Annotated in this window: 15 protein-coding genes; 12 read left to right on the plus strand and 3 right to left on the minus strand. The window is 63.9% G+C overall.

Annotated features, from left to right (window positions below; genetic code table 11):
* Positions 1 to 55: 55 nt before the first annotated feature.
* The 11 genes from mltG (at position 56) to HWY05_RS09830 (ending at position 11,394) form a co-directional block, all read left to right on the plus strand.
* Positions 56 to 1,066 (plus strand): endolytic transglycosylase MltG, encoded by a 1,011-nt coding sequence (mltG, locus tag HWY05_RS09780; RefSeq protein WP_176058443.1) that lies wholly within the window; start codon positions 56 to 58, stop codon positions 1,064 to 1,066.
* Complete coding sequence (tmk, locus tag HWY05_RS09785; protein WP_035550239.1) at positions 1,066 to 1,686, plus strand: dTMP kinase; 621 nt, start codon at positions 1,066 to 1,068, stop codon at positions 1,684 to 1,686. The genes mltG and tmk overlap by 1 nt, the downstream gene beginning before the upstream one ends.
* 94 nt (positions 1,687 to 1,780) lie before the next feature.
* Positions 1,781 to 2,815 (plus strand): DNA polymerase III subunit delta', encoded by a 1,035-nt coding sequence (locus HWY05_RS09790; protein ID WP_035550237.1) that lies wholly within the window; start codon positions 1,781 to 1,783, stop codon positions 2,813 to 2,815.
* A gap of 77 nt (positions 2,816 to 2,892) precedes the next feature.
* Complete coding sequence (locus HWY05_RS09795; RefSeq protein ID WP_035550234.1) at positions 2,893 to 3,426, plus strand: GNAT family N-acetyltransferase; 534 nt, start codon at positions 2,893 to 2,895, stop codon at positions 3,424 to 3,426.
* A gap of 77 nt (positions 3,427 to 3,503) precedes the next feature.
* The gene (locus tag HWY05_RS09800) at positions 3,504 to 4,295 is read left to right on the plus strand and encodes a TatD family hydrolase (protein ID WP_176058178.1); all 792 of its coding nucleotides are present in this window, start codon (positions 3,504 to 3,506) and stop codon (positions 4,293 to 4,295) included.
* A 68-nt stretch (positions 4,296 to 4,363) separates the two neighbouring features.
* Positions 4,364 to 5,104: an ankyrin repeat domain-containing protein gene (locus tag HWY05_RS09805; RefSeq protein ID WP_244146562.1), complete on the plus strand. Its 741-nt coding sequence runs from the start codon at positions 4,364 to 4,366 to the stop codon at positions 5,102 to 5,104.
* A 280-nt stretch (positions 5,105 to 5,384) separates the two neighbouring features.
* The gene (locus tag HWY05_RS09810) at positions 5,385 to 5,741 is read left to right on the plus strand and encodes a Rap1a/Tai family immunity protein (RefSeq protein ID WP_035550226.1); all 357 of its coding nucleotides are present in this window, start codon (positions 5,385 to 5,387) and stop codon (positions 5,739 to 5,741) included.
* Positions 5,742 to 5,932: 191 nt separating this feature from the next.
* Positions 5,933 to 7,177 (plus strand): mechanosensitive ion channel domain-containing protein, encoded by a 1,245-nt coding sequence (locus HWY05_RS09815; protein ID WP_176058180.1) that lies wholly within the window; start codon positions 5,933 to 5,935, stop codon positions 7,175 to 7,177.
* Positions 7,178 to 7,341: 164 nt separating this feature from the next.
* Positions 7,342 to 8,754 (plus strand): alpha,alpha-trehalose-phosphate synthase (UDP-forming), encoded by a 1,413-nt coding sequence (gene otsA, locus HWY05_RS09820; RefSeq protein ID WP_035550221.1) that lies wholly within the window; start codon positions 7,342 to 7,344, stop codon positions 8,752 to 8,754.
* Between the two features lie 79 nt (positions 8,755 to 8,833).
* Positions 8,834 to 10,000 (plus strand): AAA family ATPase, encoded by a 1,167-nt coding sequence (locus tag HWY05_RS09825; RefSeq protein ID WP_176058181.1) that lies wholly within the window; start codon positions 8,834 to 8,836, stop codon positions 9,998 to 10,000.
* A 326-nt stretch (positions 10,001 to 10,326) separates the two neighbouring features.
* Positions 10,327 to 11,394 (plus strand): glycosyltransferase family 4 protein, encoded by a 1,068-nt coding sequence (locus HWY05_RS09830; protein WP_035550216.1) that lies wholly within the window; start codon positions 10,327 to 10,329, stop codon positions 11,392 to 11,394.
* Positions 11,395 to 11,587: 193 nt separating this feature from the next.
* On the opposite strand, the gene HWY05_RS09835 is transcribed toward HWY05_RS09830, so the two are convergent.
* From HWY05_RS09835 to HWY05_RS09845, 3 genes are all read right to left on the minus strand, one after another.
* Entirely contained in the window at positions 11,588 to 12,181 is a 594-nt protein-coding gene (locus HWY05_RS09835; protein WP_035550213.1) for a YSC84-related protein, read from the minus strand.
* Between the two features lie 393 nt (positions 12,182 to 12,574).
* The gene (locus HWY05_RS09840; RefSeq protein WP_035550210.1) at positions 12,575 to 13,027 is read right to left on the minus strand and encodes a membrane protein; all 453 of its coding nucleotides are present in this window, start codon (positions 13,025 to 13,027) and stop codon (positions 12,575 to 12,577) included.
* A 212-nt stretch (positions 13,028 to 13,239) separates the two neighbouring features.
* Complete coding sequence (locus HWY05_RS09845; protein WP_176058182.1) at positions 13,240 to 13,536, minus strand: PsiF family protein; 297 nt, start codon at positions 13,534 to 13,536, stop codon at positions 13,240 to 13,242.
* 449 nt (positions 13,537 to 13,985) lie between these two features.
* On the opposite strand from HWY05_RS09845, the gene HWY05_RS09850 reads away from it, so the two are divergent.
* The gene (locus HWY05_RS09850) at positions 13,986 to 14,282 is read left to right on the plus strand and encodes a YciI-like protein (RefSeq protein WP_176058183.1); all 297 of its coding nucleotides are present in this window, start codon (positions 13,986 to 13,988) and stop codon (positions 14,280 to 14,282) included.
* Positions 14,283 to 14,683 lie beyond the last annotated feature (401 nt).

A 14,683-nucleotide genomic window follows, 5' to 3' on the forward strand; every position in this document is an offset into this window, starting at 1 on the left:
GACTTTAGCTAAGGCAAACAAGTATTATATGCAGTCCACTCCTGTCCCGTTCGGCATGTCCCTCCTGAAGAAATGTTTCGTCGCCGGCTCACTCGTCGTTGTGCTGACCGTAGCCGCCGTTGCAGCCGGCTATCACTGGGCCACCAGCCCGCTCGATCTGAACCCCGCGCAACTCGACGTCACCGTCAAACCGCACAGCAGCCTGCGCAGCGTCACCTTGCAACTGAATCGCGGCGGCGTGCCGGTCGAGCCGGAACTGTTCGTCGCCATGACGCGGCTGCTGGGGTTGCAGAGTGAGCTGAAATCGGGCAACTACGAGTTCAAGACCGGCGTGAGCCCGTATGAAGTGCTGCAAAAGATCGCGCGCGGCGACGTCAACGAATACGTGGCGACCATTATCGAAGGCTGGACCTTCAAGCGCATGCGCGCCGAACTGGACGCCAATCCGGCGCTCAAGCACGACACGGCCGGCCTGAGCGACGCCGATCTGATGACGGCGATCGGCGCGCCGGAAGCGTCGATCGGTAACGGCGAGGGGCTGTTTTTCCCCGACACCTATCTGTTCGACAAGAACACCAGCGACCTCGACGTGTACCGTCGCGCGTATCACCTGATGCGTCAGCGTCTGGACGAAGCGTGGCTCGCGCGCTCGCCGAACCTGCCGTACAAGACGCCGTACGACGCGTTGACCATGGCGTCGATTATCGAAAAGGAGACCGGCAAGCCGTCTGACCGGCCGATGGTGGCGGCGGTGTTCGCCAACCGTCTGCGGGTGGGCATGCCGTTGCAGACCGACCCGACCGTGATCTACGGCATGGGCGACAGTTACACGGGGCGCATCCGCAAGAAAGACCTGCAGACGGACACTCCCTACAATACCTACACCCGGATGGGTTTGCCGCCTACGCCCATCTCGCTGCCCGGTGTCGCATCGCTGCAGGCGGCGATGAACCCGGCGCAAAGCACCGCGCTGTATTTCGTGTCGCGCGGCGACGGCAGCAGCATCTTTTCCGACAACCTCGGCGATCACAACAAGGCCGTGGACAAATACATTCGAGGGCAATGATGGCGCGGGGCAAATTCATTACGTTTGAGGGCATAGACGGCGCCGGCAAGACCACGCATCTGAGCTGGTTCCGCGAGCGCCTCGAGCACAAGGTGGCGAGCACGGGCCGCGCGGTGGTCATGACGCGCGAACCGGGCGGCACGCCGCTCGGTGAGCAGATTCGCGAGATCGTGCTGCATCAGAAGATGGACCTCGAAACCGAGGCGCTGCTGATGTTCGCACTGCGCCGCCAGCATCTGGCCGAAGTGATCGAGCCGGCGCTCGCGCGCGGCGACTGGGTGCTGTCGGACCGTTTCACCGACGCGACCTTCGCCTACCAGGGCGGCGGCCGCGGGCTGCCGCGCGACAAGCTGGAAACGCTGGAGCGCTGGGTGCAGGGCGGTTTTCAGCCGGATATGACGGTGCTGTTCGACCTCGACCCGGAAGTCGCCGACGAACGGCGCAGCGCGGTGCGCGATCCGGATCGTTTCGAGAGTGAATCGACGGCGTTCTTTAACCGCACCCGCAGCGAATATCTGCGTCGCGCGGAAGAGGCGCCGTACCGGTTCGCTATCATTGACTCTTCGCAGACCATCGCGCGCATTCAGAAGCAGCTTGAAGAGTTGATTGCAGTTCTTTGATTTTAAAAGAATATAACCCTGGTTTATAACGGTCGGCAAAGTTCGAGTGGCATCTCGCTTTACTTCGCTAGCCGATTGATTTCAAAGAGAAACGATGATTTATCCGTGGCAAGCCGATGACTGGAACCGCCTGCAACAACTGCGCGGCCACTGGCCGCATGCGTTGTTGCTGCATGGACAAGGCGGCATCGGCAAGCTGCGCTTCGCGCAGCATCTCGCGCAGGGGTTCCTGTGCGAGGCGCAGCTGGCCAACGGCGAGCCGTGCGGTGCCTGCGTGGCCTGCAACTGGTTCACCCAGGGCAACCATCCGGATTACCGGATCGTCGTGCCCGAGGCGCTGGCCGCCGAAGCCGGCCTGAACAGCGCCGCGGACGAAAAAGCGGACAAGGCCGACGCCGACGAAGGCAAAAAGACCCGCGCGCCCAGCAAGGAAATCAAGATCGAGCAGATTCGCGGCTTGCTCGACTTCGTCGGCGTGGGATCGCACCGCGGCGGCGCGCGCGTGGTGGTGCTGTATCCGGCCGAAGCGCTGAACATCGCCGCAGCCAACGCGCTGCTGAAAACGCTCGAAGAACCGCCGGCGGGCGTGATGTTCCTGATGGTGTCGGCGCGGATCGACCGTCTGCTGCCCACCATCATCAGCCGTTGCCGCCAATGGCCGATGAGCGTGCCGGCGCCGGAACTGGCCGCGACATGGCTGGCCGCGCAGGGCGTGGCCGACGCGCCCGCGTTGCTCGCCGAAGCCGGCGGCGCGCCGCTCGCGGCACTTGCGCTCGCCAGCGACGAGAACCGCGCACTGCGCGACTGGACTCTCAAGCAACTGGCCGCCGGCCCCGGGTGCGATGCGTTCGCCTGCGGCGAGGCGCTGCAGAAGCTGCCGGTGCCGCTGGTGCTCGGCTGGCTGCAACGCTGGATGTACGATCTGCTGGCGCAGCGCACCGCGGGCGCGCCGCGTTATTTCCCGCAGGCTTCGGCGGCGTTGACGCGCTGCGCGTCGCAGGCGGACGCCAGCGCGTTCGCGCGTTTCATGCGGACCGTGACGCGTCAACGCGCTGTCGAGAACCATCCGCTGAATGCGCGGCTGGTGTTCGAGGAGCTGTTTCTCGGCTACCGCGAGTTGTTCGCGTAGGGCCGCTGCGGTTTTTAAGCCCCGTTTGGGTCCGTTCGGGTCTTCTCCCTGACTATCTACCTCACGTTCAACGCACCATGAGCCTTGCCTACCGCGATGCCACGCTCGACGATCTGCCCGCCATCGTCGCTATTTACAACTCGACCGTGCCGTCGCGGCAAGTCACCGCCGACCTCGAACCGGTCAGCGTCGAAAGCCGTCTGGCGTGGTTTCACGCGCACGGCCCGCATAAGCGTCCGTTGTGGGTGGTGGAAGATTCGCAGCAGCCCGGCCGCGTGATCGCCTGGTTGAGCTTTTCGGATTTCTACGGCCGGCCGGCCTATCTGCGCACGGCGGAAGTCAGCATTTATCTCGACGAAAGCGCCCGTGGCCACGGCCTCGGCAAGCAACTGCTGGCGGCGTCGCTGGCGGCCGCGCCGGCGCTCGGCATCGACACGGTGCTGGGTTTCATCTTCGGCCACAATGATGCGAGCTTGCGGCTGTTCCGCGGCTTCGGCTTCGACACGTGGGGTTCGTTGCCGCGCGTAGCCGTGCTCGACGATGTGGAGCGCGATCTGGTGATTCTCGGCAAACGCCTCGACGCGCCGACGGAAGCCGCCGAAGTCGAATAAACCCGACCAGGAGCGACTAATAAGGCCGACCGAAGCCGCCCGATTCACCTCACGCCATTTTTACGCAGGACCTCACCATGTTTGTCGATTCGCACTGCCACATCAACTTCGAAGGACTCGCCGACCGCCTGCCGCAGGTGCTCGAGAATATGCGCAGCCATTCGGTCACGCATGCGCTGTGCGTGTCGGTCGATCTGGAGACGCTGCCGTCGGTGCTGGAGATCGCCAGCCAGCACGACAACGTCTACGCGTCGGTGGGCGTGCATCCGGATCACGAGGACATGCGCGAGCCGAGTCTGGCCGAGCTGATCGAACTGGCCGCGCATCCGAAGGTGGTGGCGATCGGCGAGACCGGACTCGACTACTACCGTCTGGAAGGCCGCACGATCGCCGACATGGAGTGGCAGCGCGAGCGCTTTCGCACGCATATCCGCGCGGCGCATGCCACGGGCAAGCCGTTGATCATCCACACGCGCTCGTCGTCGGAAGACACGCTGCGCATCATGGCCGAGGAGCGCGCGAGCGAGCCGGGCGGCGTGATGCATTGTTTCACCGAGCCGTGGGCCGTCGCCGAACAGGCGCTGGCGCAGAATTTTTATATTTCGCTGTCGGGCATCGTCACGTTCAAGAGCGCGACCGATGTGCAGGACGTCGCGCGCCGCGTGCCGCTCGAGCGTCTGCTGATCGAAACCGATTCGCCGTACCTCGCACCCGTGCCGTATCGCGGCAAGCCCAATGAACCTGCGTACGTGAGTTATGTCGGACGCTACATCGCGCAGCAACGCGAGATGCCGGACACGGCGCTGGCCGCCGCGACGACGCAAAACTTTTTCCGGCTCTTCAAGATTCCCGTGCCGGCTGGCGCGTGACCTTATAAAGTCGATAAAATTCAAAAGGATAGGGAAGGTTCCTAAAGCACAATATGAGAAATATTCCGATGTCGATCGCTGCTATTCAAAAGACTTCCGCCGCGCGCACTGGGCGGGTTCCGGCGCGCCGCAGCGTGTTGCGCGCGTCGCGCGCGCTGCGCTCGGTGTTCGCGGCCACGCTGGCTTGCGTCACGTTGAGCACGCTGATCGCGTCGCCGGCTCAGGCCGCGCCGATCGACTCGCTGATCAAGTCGGTCAAATTCGACGACGTCGACGGCGTCAACAAATTGCTCGCCAAGGGCATGGACCCGAACAGCGTCGATAACCAGGGCATTCCGCTGCTGGTGATCGCCGCGCGCGAAAAGTCGGACAAGGTGGGCGCCGCGCTGCTGGCGAATCCGAAGACCAACATCGAGATTCAGGACAAGGCCGGCGAGAACGCGATGATGATGGCCGCGCTGAACGGCGACCTCGATTTCGTCAACCAGTTGATCGCGAAGGACGCCGAAGTCAACAAGAAGGGCTGGGCGCCGCTGCACTACGCGGCCGCGAACGGCCACGACGACGTCGTCAAGGTGCTGCTCGATCATTCCGCGTATGTCGACGCCGGCTCGCCAAACGGCACCACGCCGCTGATGATGGCGGCGCGCGGCGGCCATGTGTCGACGGTGAAGCTGCTGCTCGACAACGGCGCGGATCTGACGGTGAAGAACCAGATCGGCCTGACGGCGCTCGATTTCGCGAAGACTTATAAAGAGCCGGACGTGGTTGAAGGGCTGACCGCGCGGCTGCAGCAGATGCAGAAGTAAAGGGCGCGGGAATGGGGAGCGCGCGCACAGCGCGCCGACGGGTAGAGGGCCGAGGTGCCGGAATGGCAAAGCACCAAGGCACCAAAGTACCGAAGTGCCGAAGCGTGAATGCGGCACAGCGCCGTTCCCTCGTTCCCCGCAGTTTTGCCTGTAGATAGCGCCAGTTGACGCGCTTGCGCTTCGCAAAACAGTGCAGAATGACGACTTTGGCGCGCCGCTTGAGCGCGCCGTCCGGATGCGGCGAAAGACCGCCTGATAAACGACCCTGGAAAGGAACACCATGCTGCGGGCTTTGATTTTCGCCAGCGCGCTCGCCGTACCACTATCGGCAGCCGCGTTCACGGGGGGCGACCTCAACAAGCTGTGCACCAAGACGGACGTGGCATCGCGCAGTGCATGCGCGGCTTATATCGAAGGCGCCGCCGACGGCATCTTCAATACCATCGACGCAATCGGCGGCACGACCGGGCCGCGAGTCGGCCAGTATTTCTGCTTGCCGCAGGACGCGCGCTCGGCGCAGTTGACCGACGCGGTGCGCAAGTACATCGCGGAAAATCCGATCGTCGCGGGCTATAACGCCAGCACGGCGATCTCGCTGGGGCTCGGCAAGGCGTTTCCTTGCAAGAGCGGTAATTGATCTGAATGACGTCGAGCGCCCGACGCGTGCTTAACGAGCGCGCGCCGGGCGCTTGGCGCTGATCGCGCTTTCTTCTCCGGCCTGGCACGATATGGGCTGAATCGGTCTGAAACCCGCCCCGGGTTTGTGTTCGACCCGCCGTCGTACGGCCCATCCATCCCTCTCCCTCAAGTCACGAGGACCATGCCCCCATGCCCACTCTCGACGACTTCGCCCGTATCGCCGAAGCGCCGCTGCATACCTGGCTCGGCGCGCTGATCGTGTCGGTCGTCGCGGCGCTGCTGGCGCTCGGCATCCAGCGGGTCGGCGCGCGCATCGTCACGCGCATCGCGCGGCCTTATCCGCTGACCAGCGTGGTGCTGCGCTATATCGACAAACCGTCGCGTCTGTTCCTCGTGATCCTCGCGCTTGAAGCCGTGTGGTGGGAGGCGCCCGATACGCTCACGTTCATCACGCCCCTGCGCGACGCCGCCGGCATCGCGATGATCGGCGCTATCACGTGGCTGTCGGTGCGCTCGGCGGCCGCGATCGGCGAAGCGATCATTCAGGCCCATCCGCTCGATACCGCCGACAACCTGCAGGCTCGCCGCATCCATACGCAGGCGCGCGTGCTGGCGCGTTCGGTGATGCTGGTGATCGTGATTATCGGTGTGGGCGGCGCGCTGATGACCTTCCCGAACGTCCGGCAGATCGGCGCGAGCCTGCTGGCGTCGGCGGGCGTCGCCGGATTGGTGGCCGGTATCGCGGCGCGGCCGGTGCTCGGCAATCTGATTGCCGGCCTGCAGATCGCGCTGTCGCAGCCGATCCGCCTCGACGACGTCGTCGTGATTCAGGGCGAGTGGGGGCGCATCGAGGAAATCACCGGCACATACGTGTCGGTGCGTCTGTGGGACCAGCGGCGGCTGATCGTGCCGCTGCAGTGGTTCATCGAAAATCCGTTCGCCAACTGGACGCGCAGCAGTTCGCAGATCATCGGCACGGTGTTTCTGTACGTCGATTACCGGATGCCGCTCGCGCCGCTGCGCGAGGAGCTGGCGCGCATCGTCGAGGCCGCGCCCGAGTGGGATCGCCGCGTGCAGGTGCTGCAGGTCACCGACGGCACCGAACGGTCGATGCAGTTGCGCGCGCTGGTCAGTTCGCTCGATTCGGGGCTGAACTGGGATTTGCGCTGCCGCGTGCGCGAGGGGCTGCTCGAATTTATCCAGCAGCACTATCCGCAGTACCTGCCGCGGGCGCGCGCCGACGTGTCGGCCGAACTCGAGAACGGCAAGGGCGAACCGCTCGACTGGGTGCCGCGCGGTTTGCATACGCCGGCCGGTAGCACGGTTGCGCATACTGAGGCCGATCCGGTGGCGAGCCGCAGCGGCCGGCTGCCGGTGACGGATGCAGACGCTGCGGCCCAGGCTGCGCAGGTGAAGGCGCAGGAAAAAGTCTGACGGAAGGGCGTGGCGTGGCCGTAGCTCGCCACCGCCAACCGTATTCATCCGCTTGCAGATCGATGCAACTGATCGGGCACTAAAGCGGTCGAATGGTCCACTGACTCACGAATCCGGCGCGGCAGGGGCGTGCTTCGCGCCGCACGAACCAAGGAGGACACATCATGGGCCGACTTATCGTCGTGTCGAATCGCGTCGCCACGCCGACGGAAACCAAGGGCTCGGCCGGCGGTCTCGCGGTCGGCGTATTCGGCGCGCTGAAAGACGCGGGCGGCGTGTGGTTCGGCTGGAGTGGCGACGTGGTCAGCGAGACCGTCGCCAATGCCGGTCCGACGCTGGAGCAGGACGGCGCGGTGACCTTCGCGACCGTCGGCCTCACACGCAAGGATTACGACCAGTACTACCGCGGATTTTCGAACGCGACGCTGTGGCCGGTATTCCACTACCGCAACGACCTCGCGCGCTACGAGCGCGAAGAATACGCGGGCTACCGGCGCGTCAACGCGTGGCTCGCGCACAAGCTGATCAAGCTGCTCGAACCCGACGACGTGATCTGGGTTCACGACTACCATCTGATCCCGTTCGCCGAAGCGTTGCGCAACGAGGGCATCACGAACCGCATCGGTTTCTTCCTGCATATTCCGTTTCCGGCGCCGCAGATTCTGCTCAACATTCCGCCGCATGAAGAGCTGGTGAAGTCGCTGTCGTGCTACGACCTGCTGGGCTTTCAGACCGCCACCGACGAACTCGCCTTCCACGACTACGCGACACGCCACGCGCGTGGCTCGGTGAGCGCGGACGGCCACGTCGAAGCATTCGGCCGCAAGCTGCGCACCGGCGTCTACCGGATCGGCGTGTTCCCGGATGAGATCGCCGAGCAGGCGCAGCGCTACGAAAGCCGCCAGCATGTGCTCGACCTCAAGCAGAGTCTCGAAGGACGCAAGCTGATCATGAGCGTCGACCGGCTCGATTATTCGAAAGGGCTGGTCGAACGCTTCCGGGCCTTCGAGCAATTGCTGGAACGCTCGCCCGAATGGCGCGGCAACGTCACGCTCGTGCAGATCGCGCCGCCCACCCGTTCGGACGTCGTCACGTATCAGAAGATCCGCCAGGATCTGGAGTACGAAGCAGGGCGCATCAACGGTCGCTACTCGGGGCTCGACTACACGCCGATCCGTTATCTGAACCAGCAATACGATCGATGGAAACTGATGTCGCTGTTTCGCGAGTCGCAGATCGGTTTCGTGACGCCGTTGCATGACGGCATGAATCTGGTCGCGAAGGAATACGTCGCCGCGCAGAATCCGGACGATCCCGGCGTGCTGGTGCTGTCGATTTTCGCGGGCGCGGCGGCCGAGTTGAGCGGCGCGTTATTGGTCAATCCGCACGACGCAATCGGCATGTGCGAAGCGTTGCAGCGCGCGTTGCAGATGCCGCTCGACGCGCGCCAGCGGCGTCACGAGATCAACATGGCGGCGCTGCGCAAGAACGATCTCGGCGTGTGGCGCGATACGTTCCTGGAGGATTTGCGTAGCGTGCCGGTGCAGAAGCCGGGTAAGGGCGGCGGGCATCGGTGATGAGGCGTGTTGAACGGAAGGTTTTATCGCGCGGGCGGTCGCTCGCGTTGCGCGTCGCCTTCAACCGGGAGTCGTCCGCATGCTGACGACGCTAGCCATCGCCGGTTACCGGTCGTTGCGCGAACTGGTCGTGCCGCTCGGCCGGCTGAACGTGATCACCGGCGCGAACGGCAGCGGCAAGTCGAGCGTGTATCGCTCGCTGCGTCTGCTGGCGGAAACGGCGCGCGGCGGCGTGATTACGTCGCTGGCGCGCGAAGGCGGTTTGCCGTCCACGCTATGGGCCGGTCCCGAGCGCTTCTCGCGCGGCATGCTGGCGGGCGAATTGCCGATCGAGCCGCTGCGCCGCAAGGATCCGGTGAGCCTGCGGCTCGGCTTTGCCGGCGATCAGTTCGGCTACGCGATCGATCTCGGTCTGCCGCCGCTCAACAGGGACACGCTGTTCCCGCTCGACCCCACCATCAAGCGCGAGTGCATCTGGAGCGGGCCGGTGCTGCGGCCGTCTGCGTTGCTGGTCGACCGGCAGGGGCCGGCGCTGCGCACGCGCGACGAGCAGGGTGACTGGCAGACCATCCCGCAACCGGTCGCCAGTTTCGACAGCATGATGACGGAGTTCTCCGACCCACGGACCGCGCCCGAGATGATCACGGTGCGCGAGCAGATCCGCTCGTGGCGCTTCTATGACCATTTCCGCACCGATGCCGCCGCCGCCGCGCGTCTGCCGCAGATCGGCACGCATACGCCGGTGCTGTCCAACGACGGCGCGGACCTCGCCGCGGCCTTGCAGACCATCCGCGAGATCGGCGATCCCACGGCGCTCGCCGCGGCCATCGACGACGCTTTTCCCGGCTCGCAACTCGACATCTCGACGCAGGACGGCCGCTTCGAAGTGATGATGCGGCAGCACGGCCTGCTGCGGCCGCTGAAGGGCGCGGAGTTGTCGGACGGCACCTTGCGCTATCTGCTGCTGGTCGCCGCGCTGCTGACGCCGCGTCCGCCCGCGTTGCTGGTGCTGAACGAACCGGAGACGAGCCTGCATCCTGATCTGCTGCCGGCGCTGGCCCGCCTGATCGCGCAGGCGGCGTTGCATTCGCAGGTGCTGGTGGTGTCGCATGCGGCGCGCTTGATCGCGGCGCTCGAACGCGAAGAGGAGAGTCAATCCATCGTGCTGGAAAAGCATTTCGGCGCCACCCGGATTGCCGACGCGGACGATCGCGACCTGCCCGCGTGGAAATGGCCGGCGCGATAATTGCGGCCTGGTGATTGGACGGCCCGGTACGCGCCCAAAGCGACCTCAGGCGGCCTCGAAGCGGGCCCGAGACTGAACAGGCAACCCCCTGCGGTGTTTGCCCGACTGTGCCCAACGCCCCGCGCAATGTAAGCTGAATGTAACAGCGCCAGGGAAATGCAAGACGTGGCGCTTTTTGTTGTCCTGTGGTGAATAATGATTCGATGCCGGTCATGCAGATGCGCTTTGCATCGACCGGCGCAATCGGCGTCGCCCTGCGCGGAGAGCGTCCCTGAACACGCCCCGCCGCCGTGCGCAAGCCGTCAGTTTACGGAGACAAACCTGCTATGAAGATTGCCCAGATCGCCCCTTTGACCGAATCGGTGCCGCCCAAGCTGTACGGCGGCACGGAGCGCGTCGTGTCGTACATCACCGAAGCGCTGGTCGAGCTTGGCCATGACGTGACGCTGTTCGCGAGCGGCGACTCGGTGACCAGCGCGAAGCTCGAGCCGGTGTGGCCGCGCGCGCTGCGTCTCGATCCGGGCATTCGCGACCGCGTGGCGCCGCACATGCTGTTGATGGAGCTGGTGCGCCGCCAGGCCGATCAGTTCGACGTCCTGCATTTTCACCTCGACTACTACTCGTTCTCGGTCTTCAAGCGTCAGGACACGCCGTTCGTCACGACGATGCACGGCCGCCTCGACCTGCCCGAACAGCAGCCGGTGTTCGACACCTTCAACACCGCGCCGGTGATTTCGATTTCGAACGCTCAGCGCCATCCGTTGCCGCAGGCCAGGTGGCTGACCACTGTCTATCACGGCTTGCCGGAGCAGCTCTACACGCCGCAGCCGGTCGAGCAAAAGTACCTCGCGTTTCTCGGCCGGATTTCGCCGGAAAAGCGCGTTGACACCGCGATCCGCATAGCTGGCCGCTGCGGTATGCCGATCCGCATCGCCGCCAAGGTCGATTCCGCCGACCGCGAGTACTTCGAGCGCGACATCCGGCCGTTGCTGGATCTGCCGCACGTCGAGTTTATCGGCGAGATCGCGGATCATCAGAAGGCCGAATTTTTGTCGGGCGCGCATGCGTTGCTGTTTCCGATCGACTGGCCGGAGCCGTTCGGCCTCGTGATGATCGAGGCGATGGCGTGCGGCACGCCGGTGATCGCGTTCAATCGCGGCTCGGTGCCGGAGGTGCTCGAAGAGGGGGTGACGGGCTTTATCGTCGAAGACGAAATCGGCGCGGTGGCGGCGGTGAATCGCCTGCACAAGATGCCGCGCGCGGGCGTGCGCCAACGCTTCGAGGAACGCTTCACGTCGCACCGGATGGCGCAGCAGTATGTGGACGCGTATCAGTCGGTGATTCGGGCGCAGAAGCGGTCGCGTTTCAAGGTGATCGACAAGTCGGGAAGCTGAGGCGGAGCGGGCTCGCTTGCTGCCCGCTGCGCCCGGTACGGCACGGCAAAAAAAACGGCGATGCGTCTATCACGCATCGCCGTTTTTTCATGGTCGCTTGACGCCGCCGCTTGCCACCACCTCACGCCGCCGCGCACGGAACCGGGCGGATCAGAGGCAGGCGCGCCAGACCAGCACGCTGGTTGCGACGCGTTTAGATCTTCAGGCGCGAAACCTTGGTGCCCTGCAGCGACAGATCGCCCATCAGGCCGGCATTCGTCAGCACGAATACCTCGACCGGCGCGGTGGCCGTGGTCGTGTCGACGGCGCCGTTCGCGCCCATTTTCACCAGCGCGACGGAGGCGTCGCCGCCCACCGACCAGCCGTCGGCATTGCGGAATTTGTCCAGCGCGTCTTGCGTCATGAACAGGAAGATGATGGCCTTCGACTGTGCGCCCGCCTGCAGGCCGAACGAGCCGGAAATGGTGCTGTAGTAGCCGACCGTGCCGCCGCCCACGCGCAGCGAGCCTTCGCCGTACTGACCGCCCACGATGAAGCCCGCTTGCAGCACCGACGGGAACACCAGCACGCCGCGCGCCTTCGAGACGAGTTCGCGCGAACCCTGCACGGTGGTGTACAGGCGCGACATGGTGCCGTCGACGCTGGCGTCGATCGACTGACGCTTCGATGCGTCGGTGGACGAGGTGTTTTTATTGTCGCTGTTGGACGTAGTCGTACAACCAGCGAGTGCAAGGCCTCCGAAAGCGAGCGCAGCGGTCGTCTTCAACATGAAGTTTCGTCTTTGCATCGTTTTTCTCCGTGATGGTTCCGGGTCGCAACGCCGGATGAATTGGCGGGTTGCCTATGAGTTATATCACACGCAAACGGAAAAGGCGTGCCTCGCTGCCAGGCGTGAAGCCTTGTGTGGCGGGGCTTTGCGGGTAATCGTAAGACGCAGTGCAGTAACTTTGACCTGGTGCAAAAGAGTCCCGGATCGGACCCGGCGGCGTGTTCGAACGGGTTCCTGGCGAATCGAAGGAGACGCAGATCGGCGTCACCGGCACTCAGTCACCGCGGTTCAAAACGTCCCTTTTTACCGATTCCGGCCTTGCCAGGCAGCGCTGCAATTGAACTGAAAGTGTTGCCGCGACGCCTCAGTTCGGCGCTGCCGGAGGTCGTCGTCAGCCCTCGTCAGCCGCCCTCAGCTATGGTTCGCCGGACTCTTGACCGGCGGCGGTGGCCGCCGCAACGCACGCCGCACCATGCCGATCAGCACGCCGATCAGGAACAGCGTCACGGCCGGCACGATCCAGTAGCCGACGAATGCATGCCACAGGTAAGCCATCAAAGTGGTGCGACGCACGCTGTATTCGTTGCGCGCGTCCTGCTGGCGCGGCGCGTTGGCGGCCAGCACGTCGGCCGGGCAGCCGGCGGCCTGCGCCTCGTCGGGCTTGCCGTGGCAGCGCGCGGGGGCGCCGGCGGCGCGTTGTGCGTCGGTGAACGTCCAGCTGGTCAGCGCGCGATCGAGGTCGACGGCGTTGTACGCCATTTCCTCGCGGATCTCGCTGACCGCCACGATCGCCACGGGCACCGCCCAGAATATGATGACGACCAGCCACCGCCTCAACCAGCGGTTTTTATGCTTCGTTACCATCCTTGCCTCCGATCGATGCTCTGCAGCACCAACGACAAGATGGCGGCCCGTCTAATGTTGTGTGTGAGGGTGGGCCGTCTCCGCCGCCATCATAGAAGAAAAACGGGGCGTTCGCGCGACCGGGATGTCGGCTCGATGGAGGGGTGATGCGCCGCGCTTGAACGCGCGGCGCCATGTCGACGGCGCCGCAATGCGGCGCCGCTCCACGCGGCTTAGTTAGCCGGCGCGGAGGACAGGCAGGTCTTCATGAACGCCTTGCGGTCGTCGCCTTTCTTGCCGGTGGCTTGCGTATTGCAGGCCTTCATCTTGTCCTGCTGGCTCATCGGCGCGGCGGCGGCCGGTTTCGCGGACAGACAGGTCTTCATGAACGCCTTGCGGTCGTCGCCTTTCTTGTCGGCGGCCTGCTTGTTGCAGTCGGCCATTTTGGTTTGCTGGCTGTTCTGCGCGAATGCCGACGAAACGAGAACGGCGCCCAGTACCAGCGTAGCGATAGCGGATTGGATTTTCATGTGACACTCCATCGGTGGTGAAAACGTTTTTGGTCGTTCATGCGCGCGGGCGTCAACGGCATCTAGGGCCCCTCGGCATAACCATTATGGCAAATGCTATCTGCCAGAACGGACAAAAGCGCATTCCGGTTGACAGACGCGGACGCTGGTTTTCCCGTACGCGGTGGCGCTCAGGCGACGCCGGTGCGGGGATTCGGCGAATAGCGGCATTGAAAAATCATGCTATGCATTCCAGATCAATTGCGATGGCTATTTCAAATAGATTAAACGGTCGCCATTCCTGATTGATCAAAGAAAATTAGCGCGGAGCATGAATATTGCTGCGAATGCAACTGAATAGTAAATCGGCATGCAATTCCGCTGTCGACCGCATTGGTAATATTGACCAGAAAGCTCGACTCGCAGGTGTCGGCGTGGGCGGGCGTCCACCTTGTCTCAGGAGGTTCTCCATGCATTACCTGTTGATGTATGAGCTCGTGCCCGACTACCTCGAACGACGCGGCGCCTATCGCGACGCGCATCTGCAATGCGCGTGGGCGGCAGTGGCCGGCGGTGAATTGCTGCTTGCCGGCGCGTTGGCCGAGCCCATCGACGGCGCGGTCCTGCTGTTTCAGAGCGATTCGCCGGCTGCCGCAGAAGCCTTTGCCAGAGCCGATCCGTATGTGATCGCCGGCCTTGTGACGCACTGGCGGGTACGCGCGTGGACGACCGTGGTGGGCGAGGGCGCGACTCATCCTGTGCGCTAGAAACCACAGATCGATTTCACTCGAAGCGTGTCACGTGCAATGCGACATGCATGCGTTCAAGCGGACCGATCTGTCATGGCGGCGCTGCGCGTCATGACGCATACGCACTCTCCACACGGCACTCGTAGCGACCCATCCACGCGCCGTCGCGAGTGCCAAAATGCATGGAAATGCGATACCGCATAAAGGCTGGATTTGTAAAGGCCATTCGCCACATTTACCCTTGCGTTGTGCTGTGCAATAGTGAGGGTTGGGGCCGAGGCGACCCGCATCTCTGTGACGGCAATACGTGAAATGACGCAGCAAAAAGAACAAGATTGTTTCTATCCGTAACACTTGTCTCAACGATATTCACGCAAACCCTGGGAATGGTATGCTTCGTGCACAAATTCTCCCATGCA

It is taken from the genome of Paraburkholderia sp. BCC1876 (assembly GCF_902833695.1).
Taxonomy (GTDB): domain Bacteria; phylum Pseudomonadota; class Gammaproteobacteria; order Burkholderiales; family Burkholderiaceae; genus Paraburkholderia.

Excerpts from the sequence above, each read along its gene's own strand:
- HWY05_RS09825 (WP_176058181.1), top strand. The coding sequence starts at position 8,834 with ATGCTGACGACGCTAGCCATCGCCGGTTACCGGTCGTTGCGCGAACTG.
- HWY05_RS09795 (WP_035550234.1), top strand. The coding sequence starts at position 2,893 with ATGAGCCTTGCCTACCGCGATGCCACGCTCGACGATCTGCCCGCCATC.
- HWY05_RS09840 (WP_035550210.1), bottom strand. The coding sequence starts at position 13,027 with ATGGTAACGAAGCATAAAAACCGCTGGTTGAGGCGGTGGCTGGTCGTC.
- HWY05_RS09845 (WP_176058182.1), bottom strand. The coding sequence starts at position 13,536 with ATGAAAATCCAATCCGCTATCGCTACGCTGGTACTGGGCGCCGTTCTC.
- otsA (WP_035550221.1), top strand. The coding sequence starts at position 7,342 with ATGGGCCGACTTATCGTCGTGTCGAATCGCGTCGCCACGCCGACGGAA.
- HWY05_RS09810 (WP_035550226.1), top strand. The coding sequence starts at position 5,385 with ATGCTGCGGGCTTTGATTTTCGCCAGCGCGCTCGCCGTACCACTATCG.
- HWY05_RS09790 (WP_035550237.1), top strand. The coding sequence starts at position 1,781 with ATGATTTATCCGTGGCAAGCCGATGACTGGAACCGCCTGCAACAACTG.
- HWY05_RS09805 (WP_244146562.1), top strand. The coding sequence starts at position 4,364 with ATGTCGATCGCTGCTATTCAAAAGACTTCCGCCGCGCGCACTGGGCGG.
- HWY05_RS09815 (WP_176058180.1), top strand. The coding sequence starts at position 5,933 with ATGCCCACTCTCGACGACTTCGCCCGTATCGCCGAAGCGCCGCTGCAT.
- tmk (WP_035550239.1), top strand. The coding sequence starts at position 1,066 with ATGGCGCGGGGCAAATTCATTACGTTTGAGGGCATAGACGGCGCCGGC.
- mltG (WP_176058443.1), top strand. The coding sequence starts at position 56 with ATGTCCCTCCTGAAGAAATGTTTCGTCGCCGGCTCACTCGTCGTTGTG.
- HWY05_RS09800 (WP_176058178.1), top strand. The coding sequence starts at position 3,504 with ATGTTTGTCGATTCGCACTGCCACATCAACTTCGAAGGACTCGCCGAC.
- HWY05_RS09850 (WP_176058183.1), top strand. The coding sequence starts at position 13,986 with ATGCATTACCTGTTGATGTATGAGCTCGTGCCCGACTACCTCGAACGA.
- HWY05_RS09830 (WP_035550216.1), top strand. The coding sequence starts at position 10,327 with ATGAAGATTGCCCAGATCGCCCCTTTGACCGAATCGGTGCCGCCCAAG.
- HWY05_RS09835 (WP_035550213.1), bottom strand. The coding sequence starts at position 12,181 with ATGCAAAGACGAAACTTCATGTTGAAGACGACCGCTGCGCTCGCTTTC.